Annotated in this window: 27 protein-coding genes; 21 read left to right on the top strand and 6 right to left on the bottom strand. The window is 40.0% G+C overall.

The window, feature by feature from the left end; genetic code table 11:
- Positions 1-68: 68 nt before the first annotated feature.
- From SD449_RS01655 to SD449_RS01640, 4 genes are all read left to right on the top strand, one after another.
- Complete coding sequence (locus SD449_RS01655; RefSeq protein ID WP_318308292.1) at positions 69-665, top strand: hypothetical protein; 597 nt, start codon at positions 69-71, stop codon at positions 663-665.
- Positions 666-783: 118 nt separating this feature from the next.
- The gene (locus SD449_RS01650) at positions 784-1,485 is read left to right on the top strand and encodes a hypothetical protein (RefSeq protein ID WP_318308291.1); all 702 of its coding nucleotides are present in this window, start codon (positions 784-786) and stop codon (positions 1,483-1,485) included.
- Between the two features lie 172 nt (positions 1,486-1,657).
- Complete coding sequence (locus SD449_RS01645) at positions 1,658-2,032, top strand: VOC family protein (RefSeq protein WP_318308290.1); 375 nt, start codon at positions 1,658-1,660, stop codon at positions 2,030-2,032.
- Positions 2,033-2,055: 23 nt separating this feature from the next.
- The gene (locus tag SD449_RS01640) at positions 2,056-3,054 is read left to right on the top strand and encodes a hypothetical protein (RefSeq protein ID WP_318308289.1); all 999 of its coding nucleotides are present in this window, start codon (positions 2,056-2,058) and stop codon (positions 3,052-3,054) included.
- 169 nt (positions 3,055-3,223) lie between these two features.
- Here SD449_RS01640 and SD449_RS01635 read toward each other — a convergent pair whose 3' ends face one another.
- Positions 3,224-4,102: a diacylglycerol/lipid kinase family protein gene (locus SD449_RS01635; protein WP_318308288.1), complete on the bottom strand. Its 879-nt coding sequence runs from the start codon at positions 4,100-4,102 to the stop codon at positions 3,224-3,226.
- A 54-nt stretch (positions 4,103-4,156) separates the two neighbouring features.
- Between SD449_RS01635 and SD449_RS01630 the strand changes: the two genes are divergently transcribed.
- From SD449_RS01630 to SD449_RS01565, 14 genes are all read left to right on the top strand, one after another.
- Complete coding sequence (locus SD449_RS01630) at positions 4,157-5,176, top strand: App1 family protein (protein WP_318308287.1); 1,020 nt, start codon at positions 4,157-4,159, stop codon at positions 5,174-5,176.
- A gap of 241 nt (positions 5,177-5,417) precedes the next feature.
- Positions 5,418-5,750, top strand: coding sequence for a nuclear transport factor 2-like protein (locus tag SD449_RS01625; protein WP_318308286.1), 333 nt, complete (start codon positions 5,418-5,420; stop codon positions 5,748-5,750).
- 6 nt (positions 5,751-5,756) lie between these two features.
- The gene (locus tag SD449_RS01620) at positions 5,757-5,963 is read left to right on the top strand and encodes a hypothetical protein (RefSeq protein ID WP_318308284.1); all 207 of its coding nucleotides are present in this window, start codon (positions 5,757-5,759) and stop codon (positions 5,961-5,963) included.
- Between the two features lie 166 nt (positions 5,964-6,129).
- Positions 6,130-6,582 carry a DUF1569 domain-containing protein gene (locus tag SD449_RS01615; RefSeq protein WP_318308283.1) on the top strand — a complete coding sequence of 151 codons (453 nt, stop codon included), beginning with the start codon at positions 6,130-6,132 and terminating at the stop codon, positions 6,580-6,582.
- A gap of 129 nt (positions 6,583-6,711) precedes the next feature.
- The gene (locus SD449_RS01610; RefSeq protein ID WP_318308282.1) at positions 6,712-7,452 is read left to right on the top strand and encodes a hypothetical protein; all 741 of its coding nucleotides are present in this window, start codon (positions 6,712-6,714) and stop codon (positions 7,450-7,452) included.
- A 196-nt stretch (positions 7,453-7,648) separates the two neighbouring features.
- Positions 7,649-8,044: a cbb3-type cytochrome c oxidase subunit I gene (locus SD449_RS01605; RefSeq protein ID WP_318308281.1), complete on the top strand. Its 396-nt coding sequence runs from the start codon at positions 7,649-7,651 to the stop codon at positions 8,042-8,044.
- Between the two features lie 63 nt (positions 8,045-8,107).
- Positions 8,108-8,461 (top strand): bleomycin resistance protein, encoded by a 354-nt coding sequence (locus SD449_RS01600; protein WP_318308279.1) that lies wholly within the window; start codon positions 8,108-8,110, stop codon positions 8,459-8,461.
- 121 nt (positions 8,462-8,582) lie between these two features.
- Positions 8,583-9,032: a hypothetical protein gene (locus SD449_RS01595; RefSeq protein ID WP_318308278.1), complete on the top strand. Its 450-nt coding sequence runs from the start codon at positions 8,583-8,585 to the stop codon at positions 9,030-9,032.
- Positions 9,033-9,247: 215 nt separating this feature from the next.
- Positions 9,248-10,756: a S41 family peptidase gene (locus SD449_RS01590; protein ID WP_318308277.1), complete on the top strand. Its 1,509-nt coding sequence runs from the start codon at positions 9,248-9,250 to the stop codon at positions 10,754-10,756.
- Positions 10,757-10,892: 136 nt separating this feature from the next.
- Positions 10,893-11,417 (top strand): DUF421 domain-containing protein, encoded by a 525-nt coding sequence (locus SD449_RS01585; protein WP_318308276.1) that lies wholly within the window; start codon positions 10,893-10,895, stop codon positions 11,415-11,417.
- Between the two features lie 33 nt (positions 11,418-11,450).
- Entirely contained in the window at positions 11,451-12,113 is a 663-nt protein-coding gene (locus SD449_RS01580) for a VOC family protein (protein WP_318308275.1), read from the top strand.
- Between the two features lie 163 nt (positions 12,114-12,276).
- Complete coding sequence (locus tag SD449_RS01575) at positions 12,277-12,837, top strand: hypothetical protein (protein WP_318308274.1); 561 nt, start codon at positions 12,277-12,279, stop codon at positions 12,835-12,837.
- Between the two features lie 74 nt (positions 12,838-12,911).
- A complete protein-coding gene (locus SD449_RS01570) occupies positions 12,912-13,508 on the top strand; it encodes a Crp/Fnr family transcriptional regulator (RefSeq protein ID WP_318308273.1) in 597 nt (198 codons plus the stop codon).
- Between the two features lie 75 nt (positions 13,509-13,583).
- Positions 13,584-14,876: a M20 metallopeptidase family protein gene (locus SD449_RS01565; protein ID WP_318308272.1), complete on the top strand. Its 1,293-nt coding sequence runs from the start codon at positions 13,584-13,586 to the stop codon at positions 14,874-14,876.
- Positions 14,877-14,986: 110 nt separating this feature from the next.
- Here SD449_RS01565 and SD449_RS01560 read toward each other — a convergent pair whose 3' ends face one another.
- The 3 genes from SD449_RS01560 to SD449_RS01550 form a co-directional block, all read right to left on the bottom strand.
- Positions 14,987-16,246 carry an aminotransferase class I/II-fold pyridoxal phosphate-dependent enzyme gene (locus tag SD449_RS01560; protein ID WP_318308271.1) on the bottom strand — a complete coding sequence of 420 codons (1,260 nt, stop codon included), beginning with the start codon at positions 16,244-16,246 and terminating at the stop codon, positions 14,987-14,989.
- A 125-nt stretch (positions 16,247-16,371) separates the two neighbouring features.
- Complete coding sequence (locus SD449_RS01555) at positions 16,372-17,412, bottom strand: PLP-dependent cysteine synthase family protein (protein WP_318308270.1); 1,041 nt, start codon at positions 17,410-17,412, stop codon at positions 16,372-16,374.
- A gap of 72 nt (positions 17,413-17,484) precedes the next feature.
- Positions 17,485-19,623 (bottom strand): S9 family peptidase, encoded by a 2,139-nt coding sequence (locus SD449_RS01550; RefSeq protein ID WP_318308269.1) that lies wholly within the window; start codon positions 19,621-19,623, stop codon positions 17,485-17,487.
- A 103-nt stretch (positions 19,624-19,726) separates the two neighbouring features.
- Here SD449_RS01550 and SD449_RS01545 point away from each other — a divergent pair, with 103 nt between their 5' ends.
- On the top strand, positions 19,727-20,053 hold the full coding sequence (locus SD449_RS01545; protein WP_318308268.1) for a YbaB/EbfC family nucleoid-associated protein: 327 nt from the start codon (positions 19,727-19,729) through the stop codon (positions 20,051-20,053).
- Positions 20,054-20,153: 100 nt separating this feature from the next.
- Here the strand turns inward: SD449_RS01545 and SD449_RS01540 are convergent, their stop codons facing one another.
- Together SD449_RS01540 and SD449_RS01535 are read right to left on the bottom strand one after the other, a co-directional pair.
- Entirely contained in the window at positions 20,154-21,179 is a 1,026-nt protein-coding gene (locus SD449_RS01540) for a threonine aldolase family protein (RefSeq protein ID WP_318308265.1), read from the bottom strand.
- Between the two features lie 8 nt (positions 21,180-21,187).
- Positions 21,188-23,590: a zinc-dependent metalloprotease gene (locus SD449_RS01535; protein WP_318308264.1), complete on the bottom strand. Its 2,403-nt coding sequence runs from the start codon at positions 23,588-23,590 to the stop codon at positions 21,188-21,190.
- A 196-nt stretch (positions 23,591-23,786) separates the two neighbouring features.
- On the opposite strand from SD449_RS01535, the gene SD449_RS01530 reads away from it, so the two are divergent.
- Both SD449_RS01530 and SD449_RS01525 read left to right on the top strand, forming a co-directional pair.
- Complete coding sequence (locus SD449_RS01530; protein ID WP_318308262.1) at positions 23,787-25,253, top strand: circularly permuted type 2 ATP-grasp protein; 1,467 nt, start codon at positions 23,787-23,789, stop codon at positions 25,251-25,253.
- 4 nt (positions 25,254-25,257) lie between these two features.
- Positions 25,258-26,205 (top strand): alpha-E domain-containing protein, encoded by a 948-nt coding sequence (locus SD449_RS01525; RefSeq protein ID WP_318308261.1) that lies wholly within the window; start codon positions 25,258-25,260, stop codon positions 26,203-26,205.
- The last annotated feature ends 6 nt before the right edge of the window (positions 26,206-26,211 follow it).

Raw genomic sequence — 26,211 nt, 5'->3', positions numbered from 1 at the left:
TTATTGGTTTATACGCAATTTTTAGCGAAATTAGGGTAAGTGCTTATATACAATGGTTGTAAATAATTGTGAAACAAACATTCGTCATACTATTAAACTTATCACTTCTGATTTTGGTTGGTTGTAAAACAGCTAATATATCGGAATTAAATAAGCGGATAAATACTGCAAACGAACTTAGTGTTGAAAAATCACCTTTTGATTCAGCAAAATCTATGGGAACAGAATTGAAAAGACAGCTTGATTTCAGAGATGAATACGTGAACAAACTGACTGAATTAAGGACAACTTATCCTGATAAACCTGTAATTCTGACTGAAAGTTATATGTTTATCTGTCTTGGTTGCATAGCTGATTATGTGAGCATTTTTACAGACGGAATCTTATACGAATACACATTTGACTCAAATCAAAAAAAATACATAGAAAAATCAAAGCAAATCTCGGTTGAGGATTTAGTTTTTGAAAGTGGTGCTCAAGATGACATTAAAGAAATTTACGAATCCGTTGTTGCGAATAAGAAATGGAATGAAAACCCAAAGAGATATGGAGATGAAAACTGTTTTGACGGAAGTCAAACTTTTTATACAGTTTACAAAACCGACAATCAAATTGAGAGTATGTATATGAGATGTTGGACACCAACTGAATTTAGAAATGAATAAAAACAACTATTTACAACATAGCTATAAGTGATCGCTTGTTCTCGCCTACTTCTGAATCCTGATAGCTATCGGGACTCAGAAGTAGCCGAGACCGTTGGCACTAATCTGAAAAAAAACTATGAAAAAGCATTTTATAATTTTAATAATAATTGCTTTAGTATTCCAAAGTTGTGAAAAAGAGGATGATTTAATTAGCCAAAACTGTGAAGCAGATTGTACTGAAATAGTTGGAAAATTAATGACAGACGATGGAACAACACCAATAGCAAATCGAAAAATCACTGTTGTCTGGGACAATACAAGCTCCGGGTTTGGAACTGTTAGAACAAAAGCGACTGCGAGAACTGACTCAAATGGTGAATTTAACATAAGTTTCTTAATGCGTGACGACGAATTGGAAAGTGGAATTCATAGAATGAGTTATGAGGAACTTAATGAAAATGAGTTTCTTCGTTCAGATTTGAATGGAATGCCTTCAATCCCATCTGTTCGAGATACTTTAGTTATAAGAAATCATAATGTAGTTAAAAAAGCTTTCGTGAATTTGACTTTATTAAATCTAAACGACATCCAAGGTAACGACCGATTTTGGACAAATTTCAATTATCCAAGACCTGTAGGGTTTTCACAATCTATCGATGGACAGATAAGGGGTTGGACAAACGAATTTGAGAGTAATCAAGTATTGGAAATTGCTGGAAATCAAGAAATAATTATAGAAATAGTGCGTGAAATTGATGGTATAATAACAGCAGAAAACGAAACACTATTTGTTGAGGCAGGAACAACCTTGAATTATACTGTTGATTTTAATAATTAAAAACTACTGCCAACGTTGGCTATAAGGCAATGGCGCATGAAGTGGAAGAAGAAAAGTCAGAAGTCAAATCAAACATTTGGTCAAAACTGAAACGTATGTGGTCTTAAACCGCCACTGCGCATAGCCGAGACCGTTGGCAATCATTTAAAATCACTATCAACAAAAAATAATTATGGATGCAGAGTTTGAAGCAGGAATTAACATTGCAATAAAGATTCCCAAAAATAAATATGTAAAAACGGTAGCTTTCTACAGGGACATTTTGAAGCTGAAAGTCGAAGAAAAGCCCATTGATAATCCAACCGTGTCGAAAACACACAAAGTAAAATTTGGAAACAATATTATCTGGTTAGACTGTGTGGACAACTATACACATTCAGAAACCTGGCTACAGCTTACAGTCCCTGACGTAGAAGTGGCGACAAGTTATCTGGAATCACAAGGAGTGGAAACTTGTGACGAACTTGAAGAACTTCCTAAAAATATGCATTGGATACAGGACCCGGCAGGAACAGTATTTAACATTCAAAAGCGAGAAACCGAATGACTTCGATTAAAAAACGTAACCCATTGAAAGCATTATTTACAACTTTATTGACCTTCGTAATTACGATTTGTTTAGCACAGAAAAAAGATAGTCCAAGTATTGATGGTGCACTTGAAAAATATGGTTTTATCCAAGAGCAATTAATTAGTGAAAGCGACACCATTACTTATTATTTAAAAAATCCTAGGCCAAAACCAAGCAACTTGGTAGTATTTATTCAAGGTACGGATGCCAACCCCATTTTTTCATATAAAAAAGAGGGGGATATAACTACGTATTATCGTTGGTTTGGAGATGATTATAAAAATTTAGATTCGACCTACACGTATGCTATTGTCCCAAAACCCGGAATGGAAGGAGTTTTTGAAGATGATAATATCGTGGTTCCAAAAGAATATTACGAGAAAAACTATCTTGATTATAGAGTTAAACAGATAAACTTATCTATTAACCATATTATTGATAATCATCTTACCGACCCCAAAAAAATTATCGTCTATGGTCATTCAGAAGGAGCTGTAATTGGAGCGGCCTTGGCAACCGTAAACAGAAAAATATCCCATTTGGGGTTTTGGTCAGGAAATGTGCTGAACAATTTTTATGAATTTTCACTCTTTAATAGAATCGAGGCTTTAAAAGGGAACATCTCTGACGAGGAAGCTCATCAGAACATCATGGGCATTCTGGAATGGTACAATGCAGTGGTTCAATATCCCGACGCAACCGAGATCGACCATTTTGGATTTACCAACAAACGTTGGTCAACCTATGAGAAGGCACCTATAGATTATTTAACCGAGCTGACTATTCCAATATATGCCCTTTTTGGAACTAAGGATGAAAGTACTCCCATTGAAACTGCGTATTTACTTCCTGTAAAATTTATTGAAAACAGAAAAGAGAATTTGACTTTTGAAGTTTGTATTGATTGTGACCACGCTTATGTGGAAAACACTCAAAATGGAGAAAAATCACATTGGAACGAACAATTCTTGAAATTCATTGAATGGACAAATAAATAACGAACTGCCAATAAAGAACTGAATTACAAAACAAGGCCCTTTAAGCCAATTTCGACACCTAGTTCTCGTCATTTGCATCCCTTTTTTAGAAATGGGAAATGCCTGCTTCAGCAGCTATCAGAATACGCAACGGCTCATTTACCAGGCCTTAACTTTTCCAAGGGAATCTTTACTTTGGATTTGGTACCGCCAATTTTAAACTCTGTGGTTTTATTTGAGCTGAAAAGGTATCATATTCCCCAATAAATTCGCCATCCACTTGCAGGGCAATAGGCGTTTTGCAGTTGACGGATACAGATTTGGTTTTATAGATTTCCATATAAACCTCTTTGTTACGAGTGTTTTTAAGAAAGGTTTTTAAAACTTCCCAAATGTTTAATCTTTTGAACAGGATCACTTCAAAACTTCCATCATCAATTTTACCTTTTGGATTTATTATTGCATTTGTGCCATACTTTTTTGCATTTGCAAAGGCCAGTAACACCCCTTTACCCTCTATTACCTTATCCTCAATCTTAATCTTGAATTCGTAGGGATAATTTGATTTGAACAAGGTAGGGATACTTTGTCTGGCATATCCCAACATCCCGCTCGCTTTGGACGTTTCATAGTTGTAGATCAGTTCAGCATTGATCCCAATATCCGCTATGTGCGCACAAAACCTGTCATTCACAAAAAGAGTGTCCATGGCCAATGGTCGGTGCTCAAGTGCTATCTTAAATTGTTCATCCAACTTTTTTGGAATTTGGAAAGATGCAGCAAGTCCATTGGCAGAGCCACAAGCTAAAATTCCCAAGACTATATCCTTGTTCAAAAGTTTGGATGCAACCATATTTATGGTCCCATCACCACCCGCAACAATAACACGTTTATATTCCTTTTCCTGCAGTAACTCCTCTACCCTTGCTTCGTCATCTTCTCCCGTAGTTTTATATATCTCTAGATTAAAATCCAGTTCAACGGACCACGCTTTGGCCTTGCCCTCCACCTCTTCTACCGAGATAGAGCCAGCAGTGGGGTTTATCACTAGCAGAAAATTGTCTTTCATTATATTTTGATACATTTAGTATCATAAATTTATAATTTATTAGTAATAGGCGGTATGAAAGTCGATATAAGTGTTTATCGCGGTTACATGAATGAAAAGGAATTGATAATTTCCGGACACCTTTTTAAATCCTGGGCACCAAGTCAATACAGCATTAAAAAAAAAGCCTTTCGGCATGCCTTTTCCATACTGAAGATGTTCACCATAAAACCGATGGCCAACAAAACTGTTACGCTTCAGTTTCAAGATATGTCGGTATCCACCAAAACCATGAAAGATGGCTATTTTAATTTTAGGTTGCCATTTAATGCATCATTGGAAAGCGGTTGGTACCAATGTACCGTTCGGCACGATTTCGGCGAATTCAATATCATTGCGACTGGCGAAATTCTAAAGCCCCATACGGGCAGGTTCGGAATTATTTCCGATATCGATGATACCTTTCTCATATCGCACAGCTCTAATTTCTTTAAGAAGCTGTATGTAATGTTGACACAAAATGTTGACAAGCGAAAAATATTCGATGACGTGCCCGCACATTATCAGGCATTGAGTTTAGCCGGCCAAAAGGATAAAAAATCCTTCAATTCATTTTTTTATGTTTCCAGTAGCGAGTGGAACCTATATTCGTTTATAGTGGCCATCGCAAACAAATACCAATTGCCAAAAGCTGTAATTAAGTTGAAAAAGATTAAAACTGGACTTGGCGACTTCTTTTTTACCGGTGCCGGAAGTCACGATCATAAATTTGAGAAAGTCAAAGAAATAATATCCTTTTACCCGGAGCTAAATTATGTGTTGTTGGGCGATGATTCTCAAAGAGACGCTTACCTATACGAGCGAATCTGCAAGGTTTTTCCAAAGAATATCGCCGCCATTTATATCCGTCAAACCAATAAAAAACCTAAGGAAAAGATAGAAAGTACATTAAAGAATATCGGGACATTGAACGTTCCCTATCTTTATTTTAAAGATAGCATCGATGCAATATCCCATTCCAAAGCAATTGGAATAATAGGAGATGAATCCGAGAAAATACAATTGGGCCAAAGCGAAAATTCAAATATTATTTAATTTTATCATGCGCCCAGATTGGCCTTTCGAACGTGGAGCTTCATTTGTTTTGGGGCTTTGGATAGGATATGGCAAATAGGCAACCAATCTTTCTTGGGATTGTGCAATTGCTCGTTTTCGCCTGTTCGGGAATTTAAACACAAACTATTTTCAACATATTGGAAAGAAATCATCCCTAATCAATACTTTTTTTAAAATGACAAAAATTGTTTCAACCCCAAATTGTGGAAACTCCCCAAAAATGGAATTTCTAAAAGATTTCAATATTGCCTTCGCAAAGGGAAACGTGAACTTTATTACCGAAAATGTAACGGATGAAATTGTTTGGAATGTAGTTGGCAACAAAAAAATTGAGGGAAAAGAAAAGTTTACGGAGGAATTGGAAAAAATGAAATCCGAAAAGGTTTCTGAATTAGTAATCGACCAAATCCTATCACACGGAAAAGAAGGAGCAGCAAACGGAATTATCAAAATGCAAGATGGAAAAAAGCATGCATTTTCGGACTTCTACAAATTTAAAAGTGCAAAAGGCGTGAAAATAAAATCGATAACATCATATGTAATCCAAATCTAGACGCGGTTGACAAATAATAACTCAGAAATAGAGAATTATAACGAAAAGCAAGAATTCAAGGACCGGGAAATCTGTCATCTTCTTGCCTTGATTCTTGACAAGGAACTGTCCAATACCGAAAGCAAAATTTGGCATGGACATCCAGTTTGGTTTTTAGACGGAAATCCAATAGTTGGCTACAGCGAACAAAAAAAGGGCATCCGGTTAAAATGACACCGATTTATCCTCTTTAGAATACCCAAATTCCTTCGATTGATTATTGCCCAAAAAGTGTATTTTTAGAATTCAAGAAATAAAATGGCCCCAATACAAAAGGCTTGTTTTTCAGCTAAGCATGAAATAATTGGCCCGCAAGCGCATAATTTGATTAAACACAACAATGAAAACAATCTTTGACAAGGCAGTGAGAGAACAGTTGGTACACAGAATTGAAGAAATTGAAGGAGACGAAAAAGCAGACTGGGGCAAAATGAACGTAGCTCAAATGCTAAAGCACAATACCTATTGGAACAAATGGATTCTTGGAAAAGAAAAATATGTGTACAAGCAAGCTTTCATGGGAAAGTTATTTGGAAAAATGGCCCTAAAACAAATGATAAAGGACGAAAAACCTTTTGATAAAAACATTCCCACCACGGAAGAGTTTAAGGTAAAGGAAACTACCGGTGATATTGAATCCGAAAAATCAGAATGGATTTCATTGCTTGAAGAGTATGAAAACTTTAGCAATCCAAGCTTTATCCACACTTTTTTCGGTAAAATGACAACGGAGCAAATCGGAATATTGGTTTATAAACATACCCATCACCATTTAAGACAGTTTGGAAGATGAGCAAAGTCCGTGTGCAATCACGCACAATCGTAATTTGATTCGCTCAGGTCAATATCTAACAAAAATAATGTAACTTATTGACCTTTAATAGATATTTAAGTCAGTCGTTGTTGTGATCACTACCAAAATATGAAACCTCTAACCTCCTTTGAGCGATATAAAAGACTTCATCTATGGCTGCTGATTCCTTTTGTAATATCAGTCCTGGGCTTTTTTTACAGTTACTATCTTAAATTAGCTAGCGCTACTTTTCACCAACATATTCATGGTATTTCCGCTACGCTTTGGTATGTGCTGGTAATTGTACAACCCTATATTATAATACATCGTAAAAACTTTATAAAACACAGAACTTATGGCATCATAGGCATAGTACTGGCCGGAATAGTGGCAGGAAGTGCCTTTACAATTATACCATTGAACATTAATAACGTAGCAGAATTGGACCCCAACGGATTCTTCAATCCCACATTCGCATATTTCGCTACCTTTTATGATTTTATTTTGGTTTCCATGTTTATTCTTAGTGTGGTCATGGCAATTTTAAAAGTCAAAAAGCTGGAACAACATGTACAGTGGTTAATTGCCTCAGTTTTGTTTGTATTGTCTCCCGGCTTACTAAGATTGATTGGAGTAATCGCCATAATTATGAACGAGGGCGATTTGGGGGGCATTATGATGGTGGATTTAGCATATCCAACTTTAGTTGTTATGTTGTTCTTGTTTGTGTTTTACTATTATAAATTTGGATCTTTTAGACACTTATCCTTTAAGTTGTTGGTTTTGGCACATTTACCCATATTATTTATTAAATGGTTGGGAGACAATCAAGTTTTAAGGTCAGCAGCTGAAGCCATATTCAAATATTGAAACAAGAATCAAAACTATCAACAAGACATATGGTTGACATTGGTCTGATAACAAAATTCAGGTATTCAGTTTTTTTGAGATTTGTTTCAGACGGAAAGTTAAGTTTTCCGAAACTGACGCAAGTCTTACATTTAAGCCATTATCCAATAGTTGAATGAACAACCTCACTGAAAAACCGCACCCACTTTTTTTAATCATGGTCCCAATTATGATACTGATCGGGGTTTTGAGCGGGGACACCACATTGGACATCAATGTCCACGATACTTATTTTATAATTTCTCATTTACATCTATCAGTACTGATTTCCATACTTTTTGGTATCATGGGATTTGGATATTGGGTCATACAAAGATCCGGAAGAAAACTATCAAAATGGCTTAACTGGACACACATACTACTCACTTTTGGAGGAATTTTGGTCGTGCTGATTTTGAGCAGATTTTATAGCCAAAAATTTGCGGACTATGAATTCAATATGGCCCTGACCCAGATTATAAACCTAATTATTTTGCTGATTATTATTGGCCAGCTGGTCTTTCCTATCAATATTGTTTACGGACTTTTGAGAAAGAAAAAACAAAACGGGTAACCAACACTAAAAAAGTAGTTTAAAGGCGCGTGTAAAAACAAACTATATTTAGGTAAAAAACTGATGTTGACCGATATTCATCCCAAATTACCGATGCGCGATAAGAACGCGACCAAGGATTATTATTTCAAATTGGGTTTCACCGAGTTTGGCAGAACGGACCATAAAGATTATTTGATGTTGCAAATGGATGAAATTCAGATCCATTTTTTTCAATTTAAGGAAATCGACCCAAAGGAAAATTATGGTCAGGTCTACATAAGAACCAACAATATAGAAAAACTATATAGCTCATTTTTAGAAAAAAATGTGGAAATCCATCCGGCCGGTAAATTGGCAACAAAACCTTGGGGACAAATCGAATTCTCCCTTTTGGACCCCGATAACAACTTGCTGACTTTTGGACAGACCATTTAAAAAGCATCTATCAATTAAAATGACAACCATGAAATTTTTTGTGCCAGATGAAAAAGTTTTTTAAAAAAATCCGGATAAAAAAAGAATTGAGCATCTCGATCGCCGCTACCGTAGTAAGCCTTTGTGCTCTGGGAACAAGACCCATATTCTAAAACAACAGCAGTACGCTGCGGTTTGGCCACGATTGGAAATACGGCATACGTGGAACAATGTAAATCACATATATAAACTCAATCTGGAAAATACCGGTATTGGTCCTGCCATAATCAGAGAGGTGAACATTCACTACAACAATAAAATCTTCCAAGATTTTGGCGACATGGCCATTGAGGTTTCAAGGTCGAACAAATTGGAGGATGAAGGTTCTTATTGGGACAAATCAGATGTATTGCCACAAGCCGTATTGCCGCAACAGCGCGAAAAGCAATTACTTTTTATTGGTGATGAAAAATATTTCGAGACTTTTGTGGAGGAGTTGGATTCCATAGAGGTAAAGATTACTTATGAATCGCTTTACGGCGAAGCCTGGGAAATCACCTATCCCAAAATACGGCATAGAAGGATAGATTAGGTCCAAGGGGGCAGTTTTCGTTCATCATTTTTCGCATTCTTTGTCCAATATAGATTGATGCTTGCATTTTTTACCCCCAATCAAAGGAACGGTTCTGTATTTTAGGACAGTAAATTGGATCAAGAATGGAATTCCGGAATTAAAGTCTTTGATCCTCCAGTTTCGTTTGTGAGATTTTTTAACGATCTTCTTGCCCAATCAAAAAACACCTTTAAATGAGCCCAAAAATCCTTATTGCCGTCCTCTTCGGCATATGGACCATGTCCACAAGGGCGCAGAGCGAGAATTTCACCAAAGAACAGATCAAGGAAGATTTACAATACTTGGCCAATACCCTAAACGAAAAGTCGTCCTACGTTTACCTGAACGGCTATGATTTTAACAAAGATTTTGAGCAATACCTAAAAACCAAAGGTGATACCATAGCATTGGATGATTTTGGGCTGTTTTTGACCAGGACCTTGGCCAAAATTGGCGACAGACATTCATCAGTGAACACCATTAGAGGCTATAGTTTAAATGAGTCGCGATTTTTACCTTTTATCTATGCACCATTGGACGATAAAGTGGTGGTTCTGAATCAGGATGCCAATAAAAACTTGAAAATACGGTTCGCCGAATTTCCATATCTTAAAAAAATTGATGGCACAGCTATCAACGATTTTCTTCAAAAAAACCGGCCCGAGGATATCGAAGCTCCAAAAGAAACATATTTCACAATGGCTGTGAGGGACATTAGGGACATTCAAAAAAATTATAGGTTGATAAACGAGCCGCTCCCTAAAGAAATGAAGCTGACCCTATCCGATGCTACTTTTCGAAAAGATACGACCATTGTAGTTCCCATCATTGAAAAATCCGAACGGTTGCGTCCGTGGGACGAAAAATTTGAACGGGAATATATCGGAACAAAAGATGAGGACTTCAACAAACCGGAGGTAATTAAAAAACTTTTTGATGTAAAGGATGGTATTGCCTATATAAAAATTCCAGCAATGGTCAGCAAAAACGAGGCTCCCCTCCTATTTGACAAAGTTAATTCGTTTATGCAATCCATTGAAAACAATAGCAATGCCTTGATCATTGATGTAAGGAGCAATGGTGGCGGAACTCGTGACCTTATATATGAGTTCGCAAAATATCTCGTACACCCCGATTCCGTATATGTGGTAAATGCCACAAGACAGCGGGGACCACTACCCTTATCAAAAGAATACAAGGAACGTTTGAACACCCGATATTTATATGCGTATTCCGAACTTGGTCCCAAGGAACAAAACAGTGTAAAAGAGTTTTTGAAAACCTTTGAACCCATATACCGGTTGGATGATGAAAAATACAGTGAATATCACTTTGGATTGCTCAACGGGACAAAATTATCGGAGAAATCATACCATTATGATGAGGCCGTTTACATTTTGGCCAACGAAAAAACCTTTAGCGCCGCCTCCGTTTTTGTTTCGGTTTTCAAGGGAATTCCGAATGTCCAAATTGCCGGTGTGACCACCGATGGTTCCAGCGGAAATAGTGAATGGTTCGATTTGCCCGTTACCAAGTTGTTCGGGAAAATCAGTACGATGGTTTCGTTTCAGAAGAATGGAAAAATTCTGGATGGTTTTGGAACCAAGCCCGATATTCCCATTAAGAGGGATATGGGTCAAATTCTTTGGAAATCGGACACCCAGCTTGAAAAGTTGCGAAGTCTTATACTGCAGGAAGATTAAATAGCGAAGATCATCCTTACAGAAAACAACGGAGTCGGAACTAAACGGAAAAACATTAACTTTAATTCACGGGTAAGGCAGGAGATGCAATGGATTTTTGGCCGCAGCCACGCGTCACAAATAAACGAATCTACACATGGAATGGATCTATAATTTAAGCGACCCTATTTGGGAAACGATTGCAGGCAGTCTTTTAATTATCATTGTAATCATTGTTATCACTAGAATTATCGGATTGCGGTCATTTGCAAAGTTCACGGCATATGACTTTGCATTTACCGTTGCCATTGGAAGCATTATTTCCTCCACGTTGACCTCCAGTACCACCATTGCACATGGTTCGGTGGCCATTGGCAGTCTTTTAGCCTTGACATACATCTTTTCATACTTACAACGTTCCTTTCCTTGGCTAAAATCTTTGATTTCCAACAAGCCTCTTTTACTAATGGACGGTGATGAAATATTATATAAAAACTTAAAATATGCAAGAATTGACAAGGGCCAACTGATTGCGAAGCTTCGAGAAGCCAATGTATTGGACTTTAAACAGGTCAAAGCAGTAGTTTTGGAATCTACCGGGGACATTTCGGTTTTGCACTTGGACGGACAGGAAATCGACTTCAACACAGACTTGCTCGAAGGTGTCAGAAGAAAACCTTAAAAACAAAATAGAACAACGTGTCAGCAAAGTAAAATGAAAATCCAGGAATTAAAAATATATACTGCCGACCTTTCCAAACAAATGGATTTCTATGCCAATATATTGGGATTGCCCCTTGTTGAAAAAGGTGAATCCGAAGCTGCCTTTCAAATTGGAAGATCATTGCTAAGGCTTAAGGAAAGTGATAAATTCCAACCCTACCATTTTGCCATAAACATTCCTTCCCATGCAGAAGAGCATGCTTTGGATTGGTTAAAATCCCGTGTCAAAGTTCTAAAAGAAGGGGAAAAGGAAATTCAAAACTTTGATTCATGGAATGCAAGGGCAATCTATTTCTATGACCAAGACAACAATATTGTTGAATTGATCGCCCGTAAAAACCTTCAATACCAAAGCATGGGGCCTTTCAATGAGGATTCCTTGCTGGAAATATCCGAAATTGGAGTTCCCGTTAATGACATTAAAAGCGCATATCAGCAATTGACCACCATTGTTGAATTGGAAAAATACGATGGCGATTATGAAAAATTCTGCGCTATCGGCGATGAGCACGGATTGTTCATATGCATCAATAAGCAATCAAAAGATTGGTTTCCTACCGGAGACAAGGCTTATTCTTCTGAATTTGAAATTAAAATGAGTGAAAAAGGAATTGCTCATACCATTCAATTTAAAAATGAACGCTTTAAAGGTTAAGATATGGGCAAAAGCTGAGCAATACCATCAAAGAATACAGGACCAGGTGGAACTATCACCACCGTTTTTTACCCAAAGAAAAATCAACAGACCTATCTTTCAATAGAATAATTCCATACAGGGATTTGTTGAAACATTGGCTCAACCTTAAAACAACCTCCATATGAAAAAATATCTGATACTTATTCTTGTGCTCACCACAAATTGGGTCGGCGCACAATTTATTAAAGAAAAAGCCATTAATGCACAAATTGGATATGGACTCACCATACCGACCAACAGTATTAATAATATAGCGGACGATGGTTTTTTTGCCCAAGGCGAGTTCATCCTAAAGGCTGCTTCTTGGGTCGAATTCAGGCCTTATGCCGGAATCATCCTAACAAGTTCAAATGGAAAAGACCTGAATGGTGATCCAACCACCGAAAAAGCGGAATCCAAAGCATTTTTACTGGGAGGAAAAACTCGCATAAAGGCACCGATACCGTGGGTAGCGCCCTATGCGGAAATAGGAATAGGCACTTCTATCGGTAAATTCAGGACAAATACTTTTTTTGATGATATTGAAAAAAGTGGGATCATTTATCATATCCCCTTTTCTGTAGGATTGGAACTCGGAAGGAACAATAATGTGGATCTCGGATTGTCCTATTTCTATCAGCCTTCCGTTGAACAGTTTGCGGGAGCATTTGCGGTAGGCCTCGCATTTCCATTGAACAATTGATGGAGATACCGTACTTGGGTGAAATTTAAAGTTGACAAAAAGATGTATATTTCAAGGAAAACCTGGACGCAAGTTTGAATTTGGAAGAAGACCTTCAAAAATACCTCGAATCCTATCTACGGAATTTCGCTCATTTAAGCCCCGAAGAGTTGGCCATTTTTAGTTCCCAGCTGAACGTGAACAATTACGACCAAAAGGATTTCTTCTTTAAAAGTGGGGAAATCCAAAAGAAAATGGGCTATGTCTGCAAGGGACTTTTAAGACGCTATTACGTCAACGAAAAAGGAAAATCCATCACCACGGGTTTTGTGAAGGAGAACGAGTACGCCACAGATTACCCTGCCTTTATTCAGCAAAGGCCGAGCAAATATTTTATGGAATGTCTTGAACCCTGCATCATCATTGAGCTTTCCTACGAGGACATTCAGCAGGGATATGATAGATTCAAGAACAACGAGAGGTACGGCAGGCTTATTGCCGAAAAAGTATTGACCATTCAAACGGACCGCGTGGAAAGCTTTCTGTTTGAAAACGCAGAGGAACGCTATTTGAACTTTATAAAGGATAATCCGGGTCTTGTCAACCGCATCAGCTTGACGCATTTGTCCTCCTTCTTGGGAATAGAACGGCAATCGCTCAGTAGAATACGGAGCAATATTGTAAAAAAATGAGTTTGTCACATATGTGTCAGGTAAGGTCCAACATTCGTTTGCATCTTTGACACATCAAACAAAATCAAATTAAAAATGACCACAAAGTATCTATCTAACACATTAACTATACTATTTTTTATCCTTGCCGGAATTTCTGTATTTGGCCAAAAAAAAGAGAAGGATATCCATACACAAATCCAACAACGAACGGAAGAAATCTATGACAGCCTTGTCCAACTCCGTAGAGATTTTCACATGTACCCGGAAGTTGGAGGGGAGGAACAGAGAACTTCCCAAAAAATCGCGGAGTACCTGATCGCTCTTGGGCTGGAGGTACGGACAGGTATTGGCGGTCATGGGGTCGTCGGTATCCTAAAGGGTGCCAGACCCGGTAAAAAAATAGCTTGGAGAGCGGATATTGATGCTATGCCATCCAAAGCTCCCGATGTGGTCGAATTTAAATCAAAAAACGAAGGAGTACGCCACATTTGCGGGCATGATGTACATACAGCGGTAGCGCTCGGAATTGCCAATGTTCTGTCTCATGAAAAGGAAAAATTGGAAGGAACGGTCTATTTTGTGTTTCAGCCCTCCGAAGAAAATGTAAAAGGCGCTCTTGCGATGATCGATGACGGTTTGTTCCAAATCATAGATCCGGATGAAATGTATGCCATGCACATTACTCCTTTTCCAGCGGGAACCATTGCTGCCAAACCGGAAGAAATGTTTTCGGACTATAAAAGAGTGGACCTTGTTTTTAAGAGTGTGGATGACAACGAACGATTGATTGAATTTGCCAAAAATAAAATATTGGACCTTGAAAATGTTTCACCCGAGAGCGAGTTTTGGAATATGATGAATCTGGGAGATCCCAAAATTGGTATTGTCAGTACGGAAACCATTTATAGGGATTTTACAACTATCGACAAGAAGAATATGTCCTCCAAAGTGACCGATGATACCATCACAATAAGTGCATATTTAAGCTTCAGCGATAAAAAACAGAGGGACTCTGCCATTCCGACCTTAAAAAAACGAATAGCTGACTCCGGATACAAAAACGAATTTTTGAGCGCCGAACTGATGAATGTTTTTCCAACATTGGACAATAACGAGGCGTTAACGGACCAAACTTTGGAACAACTATCGGCCATTTACGGTAATGATAGTGTGTTAAGGCTTCATGGTGTGGTCGCTGATGGTCGAAGTGATGATTTTGCCTTTTTTCAACCCAAAGTGCCCAGCGTTTATTTTTTTATGGGAGGGTCCAACTATGAAAAAGGAATCATAGCACAGACCCACTCAGCAAATTTTGCGGTGGACGAAAGTTGCATCAAAACAGGTGTGAACCTGTTCTCATCCTTGATTGTGGAACGTCTGAAATAATAACTTCCAATCACATATTGGCCTTGAATAAATATTCAAAAAGCCCAAAACGCATTGTAGCGGACCGAAAGTCCGCTACAATGCGTTTTTTATGTTTGGAATTGAATATTTTATTCTCCCATGGCAGCGGCTACCGCTGCAGAAAGTCTTTTATAAGTTCCGTTTTGTAAACGTTCCCGTATAGCGGAGAAGGCATCAAGGGTTTCCTCGATATCTTTCATCGTGTGGGTCGCGGTAGGAATCAATCGCAATAGAATCAATCCTTTTGGAATTACGGGGTACACAACGATCGAACAGAAAATACCATGATTTTCGCGAAGGTCCTTAACGAGGGCCATCGCTTCGGGGATACTACCGTTCAAATAAACCGGAGTAACACAACTTGTGGTGGTTCCAATATCGAACCCTCGTTCCTTAAGTCCATTTTGAAGTGCGTTCACATTTTCCCACAGCTTTGCCTTTAGCTCGGGCATAGTACGCAACATATGCAATCTTTTCAACGCTCCCTTCACGTAAACCATAGGCAACGATTTGGCGAACATTTGAGATCTTAGATTGTATTTTAAATACTCTATTATTTCTTTATCGGCAGCCACAAATGCACCGATTCCGGCCATAGATTTGGCGAAAGTGGCCAAATAGACATCAATTTGGTCTTGGATGCCCTGCTCCTCTCCTGCTCCTGCGCCGGTTTTTCCCAATGTTCCAAAACCATGGGCATCATCCACCAAAAGCCTGAACTTAAACTTTTCCTTCAGCGCTACGATTTCCTTTAGGATACCTTGTTCACCCCTCATACCGAACACACCTTCGGAAATCACCAAGATACCTCCTCCGGTCTCTTGGGCCAATTTAGTGGCGCGTTCCAAGTTTTTTTCCAAACTTTCGGGGTCATTGTGCTTAAAGGTAAAGCGCTTGCCCATGTGCAAACGAACACCGTCTATAATACAGGCATGGCAATCCACATCGTACACAATGATATCGTCTTTGGATACCAGTGCATCGATAACGGACATGAATCCTTGATATCCAAAATTCAAAAGGTATGAGGCTTGCTTGTTGACAAATTCCGCCAGTTCCTTTTCAAGTTGTTCATGGTAATCGGTATGACCGCTCATCATACGTGCTCCCATTGGGTAGGCGGCTCCGTGTTCCAATGCTGCATCCCCATCAACTTTCTTGATTTCCGGCAGGTTTGCGAGACCTAGATAGTCATTGATACTCCACGTTATTACGTCTTTCCCTTGAAATTTCATTCTGTTGGAAATCGGTCCTTCCAATTTTGGAAAAACAAAATAGCCCTCGGCCTGCGAGGCCCATTTTCCCAAAGGTCCTTTGTTCTCAATGATTCTATCGAATAAATCTCTCATCTACATTTAATTTGATTCAAATGCAAAAGTATAGATTTTTATGAACCTCGCATAACGAAATTTTCAGATAAAAAAAAACGGCAATGTAGTTCATTGCCGTCCTGAGGTATTATAAGGTACTGGTTTTATTTAATATACTTGATTTCTTCGGGTATCTCAGCATTTTGGATGTCAAAGAAACCTTGGTTTTCCATCCATTCGTTACTGTAAACCTTGCTCATGTACCTAGATCCATGATCTGGGAACACTACAACAACATTGCTATCTTCTGTAAATTCCCCTTCGGTATTCAATTGGTACAATGCCTGAGTTGCCGCACCACTGGTATAACCGGCAAAAATACCTTCGGTATGTGCCAATTTACGCGCCATGTGGGCACTTTCGCCATCGGTCACCTTAACATATCTGTCAATTGCGTTGAAATCTGTAGCTGCCGGAATCAAGTTCTTGCCCAGACCTTCTATTCGGTAAGGGTAAACTTCATTATGGTCAAATTCTCCAGTTTCATGATACTTTTTCAAGACCGAACCATAGGCATCAACACCCAAAACTTTGATTTTTGGATTTTGTTCCTTTAAATAACGTGCAATACCGGAAATGGTCCCTCCCGTTCCACTGCAGGCTACCAAATGGGTAAGCTGACCATTGGTCTGTTCCCAAATCTCAGGTCCCGTACTGGAATAGTGGGCATCGATATTTAGCTCGTTAAAATATTGGTTGATATAAATGGAGTTCTCTGTCTCACTGTGCAATTTTTTGGCCACTTCGTAATACGATCGTGGGTCGTCGGCACTAACATGGGCGGGGCATACATATACCTTTGCTCCCATGGAACGCAACATATCAATTTTGTCCGGAGACGATTTTGAACTAACGGCCAAAATACATTTATATCCCTTTACGATGCTCACCATGGCCAAACTGAATCCAGTATTGCCCGATGTAGTCTCTATGATGGTACTGCCCGGCTTAAGAATACCTTTTCGCTCGGCTTCCTCTATGATATGAATTGCGATTCTATCTTTGGAGGAGTGCCCAGGATTAAAGCATTCCAGCTTGGCATAAAAATTTCCGGTTAGGGGAGCAGTAATTCTGTTTAGCTTGACTAAGGGGGTACTTCCAATTAAGTCTAGGATATTGCTGTACGCATTTATCTGTTTCTTCATAACTGGTATTAGGTAAGGAACACCTCTTATGGGGATAAGAAAAGTGTTCTCTGCAAATGTAACATTTTATTTTTAATAGGTTTTTCCTTCGAGGTCTAAAATAAACGCATATTCTTTTACCGTTTCCTTTAAAGCTTCAAATCGGCCCGATGCTCCGCCATGTCCGGCATCCATATTGGTGTCCAAGAACAGGAGATTGTCGTCGGTCTTGTACTCCCTTAGCTTGGCGACCCATTTTGCCGGTTCCCAGTACTGCACTTGTGAATCGTGCAATCCAGTTGATACATAAAGGTGCGGATAGGCCTTTGCTTCCACATTATCATAAGGAGAGTACGATTTGATGTAATCGTAATATTCCTTTTCATTTGGGTTTCCCCACTCGTCATACTCGCCCGTGGTCAGCGGAATAGTATCATCCAACATTGTTGTGACCACATCCACAAAGGGAACTGCTGCAATGATCCCGTGATACAGTTCCGGCGCCATATTGATTACGGCTCCCATCAAAAGACCTCCTGCCGAACCGCCCATGGCGTACAAATGCTCAGAGCTGGTATATTTTTGGGCTATCAAATATTCGGAAACATCGATAAAATCGGTAAAGGTGTTCTTTTTGTGCAACAATTTTCCATCTTCGTACCATGGCCTACCCAAATATTCTCCACCGCGAACATGTGCAATGGCGTAGATAAAACCACGGTCCAATAAACTAAGACGAATGGATGAGAAATAAGGGTCTATCGTGGCTCCGTAGGAACCATAGCCATATTGCAACAATGGACTAGTTCCATCCAACGGGGTATCCTTGCGATAAATCAAAGAAATGGGCACTTTTTTGCCATCCCTGGCGGTGGCCCATAAACGTTCAGTCTTGTAATTGGCCTTATCGAACTTGCCGCCCAATACCTCTTGCTGCTTTTGAACGGTCTTGGTCTTGGTTTCCATATCAAAATCGATAATGGCGTAGGGCTCGCCCATTTCGTTGTAGTAGTACCGCAGTACCTTGGTATCAAAATCCAGGTTTACAGAAGGTCCTGCCACATAGGTCTCACTGTCAAAAGGCAAATAATAACTATCGGAACCGTCCCATTTGGAAATCTTCATTTGGTTGAGTCCATTGGTGCGTTCCATGACCACGTAGTAATCCCTAAAAATCTCCACATCTTCCAACAAAACATTTTCTTGGTGGGGTATAAACTCCTCCCAATGATCCGATGCCGTATTCTTCTCGCCGGTTTTCATCAACTTAAAGTTTGTTGCGCCATCTTTATTGGTAAGCACATAAAAATCGCCTTCAAAATGGGAAATGGAATACTCCACGCCCTTTTCACGTGGTGAAAACACCTTGAACTCCCCATCAGGGTTGTTGGCTTCCAAGATCCTGTATTCGGACGTCAGCGTACTTCCAGAGCCTATAACAATATATTTTCTGGATTTGGTCTTGTACACAAATGTGTTGTAGGTGGAATCCTTTTCATGAAAAACCAATTCATCCTTATCCGCTGAAGTCCCCAGAACATGCTTAAAGATTTTATCGGAACGTAGGGTAACAGGGTCCTTTTTGGTGTAAAAAAGGGTTTTGTTATCATTCGCCCAAACGGAACTTCCTGTGGTGTTTTCGATAATGTCCGGATAAATCTCACCGGATTCCAAGTTCTTTATCTGAATGTTGTACTGCCTTCTGGAAATGGTATCGGTTCCAAAAGTGGCCATGGTATTATCAGGGCTGATGGAAACCCCTCTCAGGTTAAAGTACTCGTGTCCCTCGGCCATTTGGTTGCAATCGAACAACAATTCTTCCTCGGCATCCAAACTTTCCTTTTTTCTAGAATAAATGGGGTATTCTTTGCCCTCTTCGTAGCGGGTAATGTACCAATAACCATCCAATTTGTAAGGAACCGAGGAATCGTCCTCTTTTATTCGGCCTTTCATCTCTTTAAAAAGCTCCTCTTGGAATTTTTCGGTATGGGCCATCTTTTTTTGAAAATACTCGTTCTCCGCATTGAGATAATCAAGCACTTGCCGGTCCTCCCTGTTGTTCATCCAATAATAATCGTCAATCCTAACATCACCATGCTTCTCGAGCTGTGTTGGATGTTTAGGTGCTACCGGGGGCGTTATGCTCATGGATTCGTCTTTGTTGTTTTTACAAGAGATGGCAAAAATAAGGCATAAAACCAGAATAGAAATCCTTGGAAATTTTTGTTTCATTGGAAAGTGTTTTGGCCAATTTACTACTTTTGAGGATAGGTAAATGAAATAATGATGAATTGCTTGTTCTGGCACTGGCATTACAAGTTAAAAATTTGAAGATATGTTTGGAGATCTCATGGGAATGATGGGCAAGATCAAAGAAACCCAAAAGAAAGTTGAAGAAACCAAAAAACGATTGAACACTGTGATGATAGATGAGGAATCCACGGATGGATTGCTAAAAGTCACATTGACGGCCAATCGCGAAATAAAATCCATAGCCATTGACGATTCCTTGTTGGAAGACAAGGAGCAATTGGAGGATTATTTGGTGCTGACCTTGAACAAGGCCATTGAAAAAGCCACAAAGGTAAACGAGGCCGAATTGGCCGCCGTGGCCAAAGAAGGTATGCCCAATATCCCCGGCATGGATGCCTTTATGAAGTGAGAACATTCTTAAAGTCCCCTCAAGGGCACAGTTTTGAACTTGTTAGGTCGAGCGCAATCGAGACCCTTTTGATTTCTCGCTTGCGTTCGAAGTGACATTTTCACCCAATACTTTTCAAAACCTTTAGGAAGTGATGGTGCATGGCATCCGTGTAATCCAAATGGGTGACAATTCGTAGTTTGCCCTGCCCCATTCCGATAATGGATACTTGATTTTTGGCCAATTGATTTAAAAATGCTTCCGAAGACATTTTATCCTCATTTATTTCAAAAATGATGATATTCGTCTCGATGGGCTCCACTTTCTTGATGAAATCCAAGGTAGTGAGCAACGCTCCTATTTCTTCCGCTTTTTTATGATCTTCCGCCAAACGTTCCACGTTGTTCTCCAAGGCATAGATTCCCGCTGCGGCCAAAAAACCGGATTGACGCATTCCACCACCGAACACTTTTCGGATTCGCAAAGCTTTGTGGATATCGGAATTGCTTCCCACCAAAACCGAGCCTACCGGACATCCCATGCCCTTGCTTAAACATACGCTTATGGTATCAAACAGTTGACCATAAGCCTTCGGGTCTTCCCCTTTTTTCACCAAGGCGTTCCAGATTCGCGCACCGTCCAAATGGTATTTTAGATTGTGCTTTTCACAAACCGCTCGGATTCTTTTCAGTTCCTCAAAATCCCAACAAGCACCGCCGCCTTTGTTTGTGGTATTCTCAATACAGACCAATGTGGTCAAAGGGCTATGGTAAAAATCAGGCGGGTTGATGGATGCTTCGACCTGTTCGGCCGTCATCATTCCTCTGTGGCCATCTACCAATTTACAGGAGACCCCACTATTGAAACTGACCCCTCCCCCTTCATAATTGTAGATGTGAGCGTATTTATCACAAATTAATTGATCCCCGGGCTGGGTGTGGATTTTTATCGCAGTTTGATTTGTCATGGTGCCGCTCGGAAAATAAAGGGCTGCTTCCATACCAAAATACTCGGCCACTTTGGCTTCCAATTCGTTTACGGTAGGATCGTTTTTAAATACGTCGTCCCCTACCTTTGCATTCATCATGGCCTCCAACATTCCTGCGGAGGGTTTGGTGACAGTGTCACTTATCAAATTTATTTCCATAAAATAATTTAGTCCATACAGTCCATTCCAATGGGCGAACCATCGGGAATTGTGGAAACTGGGATAAGTTTGAATTCTGATGGCTCCTCCATAAAAGCATCGATTCTTTTGACCATTTCGGCTGCAATTGCATTCTTACCTTTGCCTAACAGTTGTGTTTTTAAGTTATTGAGCGCTTGGTTGGCGATTGCATTTACTTGTGGGTGCACTTCGTTATGGGCCGCAAGGTTCATAATATGGTAAAGCACCCTAAAATTGACGGTGTTCTGCACCTCTTCCTCATAAGCATCACGATGGGAAAGATCAAAGGTTTCTTTTATGGTCTCGTCCAATACCTCTTTTAGACCTATTTGATCTTTGTCCAAACTTTTCTGTTGGACCAATCGGGAAGCTCGCTCTGGATGCAACAAAAGTTCCAAGGTCATATCTGCCGCTGTCTCCGCTACGGAAAGCGCATCAAAACTTACGCCGGTCCTACCTTTAAAGGACTCCCTGGAACGGCCAAAACCGATGGCCCTTGGTGGGAAAAGGTCCAATTTATCCTTGGGAACCGCAATCACCTCCGCATCCAGCGTTTTTAAAATGGACTCCATCGCTTTTTCCTGTATAGCGGCATTGACAGGTTTTACCGGCGTTTGACCTCCGTCCTTGACTGCATAGTTATAATCCAAACCTCCTATTACCTTGGAAACGGCTTCGGTCTGGTATCTATGAAAGAAATACAACGGAACAAAAACATCCTCTAGAACGGAATATGCTTCACCGCTCCTAATATTGTCTATGGAAAAATTTTCAATGGCTTTTTTCCTCATTTCCAACATTTGGTCCAACTCTTGACTGGCACTTTTACCATTGTCCCACAGGTGGGCCAATACATGGGCACCTCCCTTTGGTCTGGCATCTTGGTCGGAAATGTAACGCAATCCGTCATCTTGGGCCTTCTTTAAAATAGCGTTCAATGCCTCCTTTTCGTTGGTCCCATTTGGGAAATCCGAATACGCAAAGGTCACGATTACTTTGTCCCACTCACCGATTCCGGTGTCATAGGCGTTGTCAAAACTTATTTTTCCACCTTCCATTTCAAATTGTGGGTGCGGATAATCCATCACGGAGGCCCTATCGTTGGCGCTGGCCGCAAAATTGTGGGTAAACCCGAGGGTATGGCCTATTTCGTGGGCGGAAAGTTGCCTTATTCTAGCCAAGGCCAGTTCCAACATAGGTTCGTAGTTGTCGTCCCTTTCTTCAAATGGTTGGTCCATCAAGGCCTGTGCGATCATAAAATCTTGACGGATTCGTAAACTTCCCAAACTCACGTGTCCTTTTAATATTTCGCCTGTTCTTGGATCTACCACGCTGCTTCCGTAACTCCACCCCCGGGTAGAACGGTGCACCCATTGTACCACATTGTACCGTACGTCCAAAGGGTCGGCATCGTCGGGAAGCATTTTCATTTGGAATGCATCTTTGTAGCCTGCTGCTTCAAACGCTTGGTTCCACCATCTTCCACCGTCCAATAAAGCAGACCTTACCGGTTCCGGGGTACCGTTGTCCAAATAATAGATGATGGGCTCAACAGCTTCGCTTACCGCCGCGTTTGGGTCCTTCTTTTTCAACCGATGCCTTCTCACGAACCGTTTTATCAATGACTCCTGTACTGGAGTGGCATAATCATAATAGGAAAAGGGGTATCCTCCACTTCGTGGGTCGAATTCCCTCTTTTCAAAATTATCGTCGGGAAGCTCTATCAAGGAATGGTGCTGTGCAACGGTGACCAGACTTGGTGTTGGTGTTACCGAGCGAATCCATGCCCCTTGCGGGTCTCCCTCAAAGGTTAGGGTTACATCAAACTCCACATTTTTGGGAAAAGCCTTGGTGCGATCAAAGGCCCAAGCACTTTTGGATTTATCCAATTTGTACGAGCCTTGTTTTGAACTTTTTAATCTGTCGGAAACCCCATGGGCGTCGCGCATCAAAAAATCGGAGAAATCGATAAGGTAGCTTCCTTTGGATTCTTCCACAATTTCAAAACCTTCCAAAATAGATTTGGCGAAGGCCTGCTCCACGGATTTACGCTCCAGTTCGTTATCGGTTATGGCCCTAAACTCCAAATTGGGCTGGACCAAAAGCAACTTTTTTCCTGCTTTCCTAAAAAACACCACCTGCTCGTTGCCCAACTGTCCTCGGTCCAATCCTATATCGTTACTGCCTATACCACTGCTGAGGGAATAAACATAGAGAAACTCTTTTTCCAGGTCATCAACCTGCAGATAGATTTTATCCGTAGAATCGTCATAATAAAAATTGAAATATCCACTGAATTTTTGAAAGTCCTTGGCCTTTTCAAAAGTTTGGGCCCCTAAAGAGGCGCATACAAAATAAAATAAAGCGATGAGCGTAGTTGTGTTCTTCATAATGTGGTTGAAATATTGTGCTTAAAAATATGGAAATCATTTTAAAAAATCCTTGCAAAAGATGCGTAACTGGGCAAAATCCAAATTCCTAAAATTCAAGGGGTATTTTTATGCCTTCCATTTTTTATCACCTCTATTTTTGAATAATGTTTACCCCGTATACCGCTGGAAATGCCTATATTAAAAGAAAAACAAAATGGGCACAACGGAAGATAGATCCATCTTTTCCAGCTACGTTAAAAAAGATGGTTTATTCGATGAAGTATTTGACAAAAAAGGAAACGTCAAGTCGGTATACCAAAAGCTGTTGGACCTTTACGGTACTAGGACCATCGAAGATTATGTAAGTCTCAATAACAAGGCCAAATCCTCATTTTTCAACCAAGGAATCACCTTTCAGGTTTATGGCAATCAGCAAAGCAAAGAGAAAATTTTTCCTTTTGATCTGTTTCCAAGAATCATTTCCAACGACGAATGGGAAATCATAGAAAAAGGTGCCATTCAACGAAATATTGCCCTGAACCACTTTTTATGGGACGTGTACCATGATAAAAAGATTGTAAAGGATAAAGTGGTCCCGATCGAGCTGTTGAGCTCTTCTCCTAACTATCTTCATCAAATGATGGATGTTGACCCGCCAAATAAGATCTACAATCATATTTCCGGAACGGATATCATAAAACATTCCGATGGCAACTATTATGTATTGGAGGACAATATTCGCTGCCCTTCGGGCGTGAGTTATGTCATTTGCAATAGAACGGCCCTAAAAAGGGCATTGTTCGGTGTCTTTAATCATTACAAGACCCATTCGGTCACCAATTATGCCGAAAACCTTTTGCATCTGTTGGAAACTGCAAAGCCCCACGGCGTGGATATGCCCGTAAGCGTTGTGATTACCCCCGGCATGTTCAATTCTGCTTACTATGAACATTCCTATTTGGCCAAGGCAATGGGTGTGGAACTGGTGGAAGGACGCGATCTTTTTGTGGAAAATGATTTTGTCTACATGAAAACGACACAGGGGCCTGTAAAAGTGGACATCGTTTACAGGAGGGTCGATGATCTTTTCTTCGATCCCATGGAATTTAATCCGGACTCATCCTTGGGAGTACCTGGAATTTTTGCAGCCTACCGGAAAGGCAATGTAACCATTGCCAATGCACCAGGAACAGGCGTAGCGGATGACAAGGCGATTTATACCTATATGCCGGACATCATAAAATATTATTTGGGCGAAGAACCCATTCTTAAAAATGTGCACACCTATCATTGCAGTAGACCCAAGGAATTACAATATGTACTGGACAATATCCAAAACTTGGTGGTCAAACCAGTGGACGAGGCCGGGGGTTACGGAATCTCCATTGGCAATCGTCTCACCAAGGAAGAAATTGAAAAGGTAAAGAACGAAGTAAAGGCAAACCCAAGAAAATATGTTGCACAGCCCATCATGTCATTATCGGTACATCCCACCTATATAGACCAAAAGGAATCCTTTGAACAGCGCCATGTGGACCTAAGAACTTTTACGGTACTTGGCAAGAACGAACAATTTGTATTAAAAGGAGGGCTTACCCGCGTGGCCCTAAAAGAAGGAAATTTAATCGTGAACTCTTCCCAAGGAGGAGGTTCCAAGGATACGTGGGTCCTAAAACAATAACTATATGCTTGCTAGAGTTGCCAACAATTTATTTTGGATGGGTAGATATATTGAACGTGCCGAACACATTGCCCGTTTTATGAACGTAAATTATTTTTCCTCTTTGGATGCGCCCAACCAATTGTCACAATCAAGAAATTTTGTATTACAGTCCATGCTTTTCATGGTCGGGGATCCTGTGGACGACATCTCCAAGGAACTTAATGAAGAAGAGGTTCTATATGATCTTGGCCTCAATCCGGATAAACCCTATTCCATTATCAGTAGTATTAAAATTGCTAGGGAAAATGCGAACAGTTCGCGTGACTTGATATCAACTGAACTGTATGAGAGCCTCAATAAGTTTTATCATTTTGTGATGAACTATCCACAAGAAACCTATGTAAAGACCAACCTTTATGATTTTACGGTCAACATTACAGAAATAACGGCGGTATTACGGGGAAAAATACGGGGTACCTTGTTGCATGATGAGGTTTATGCCATTATTATGATGGGCGTGAACATTGAGCGTGCCATTCAGATCACCCGAATAATCAACACCAAATATAATGATGCACACATGGCCAAGGGAAGTTACAAAGACCCTATAGGCAACAGTTTTGAGTGGACCACTTTGCTCAAATGCGCCGAATCATATGACATGATGCGAAGATTGTACAAGAAAACCCCCAACGGCACTTCTACTATGGAGTTCCTTCTATTGAACGGCAAGTGCCCAAGATCGTTCATGAACTGCATCAACCAAGTGCACAAGCATATCTTGGAAATTGATAAAAAGGTGGAGTATTCCCAGAGTTCAACAGCCTTTATGGTAGGAAAAATAAAAGCGGAATTCCAATTTAAGCAGATAGATGAAGTCATGGAGGACATCCAAGGGAACTTGAACATGATCCTTAATAAGATGTTCAAAATTAGTGAAAGCATGGAGAAAGAATTCTTCAACTACTAATGCTTT

This window comes from Flagellimonas crocea (assembly GCF_033441595.1).
Taxonomy (GTDB): domain Bacteria; phylum Bacteroidota; class Bacteroidia; order Flavobacteriales; family Flavobacteriaceae; genus Flagellimonas; species Flagellimonas crocea.
The sequence above is the reverse complement of the archived record's forward strand: the minus strand, read 5'-3'. Positions and strand labels throughout refer to the sequence as shown.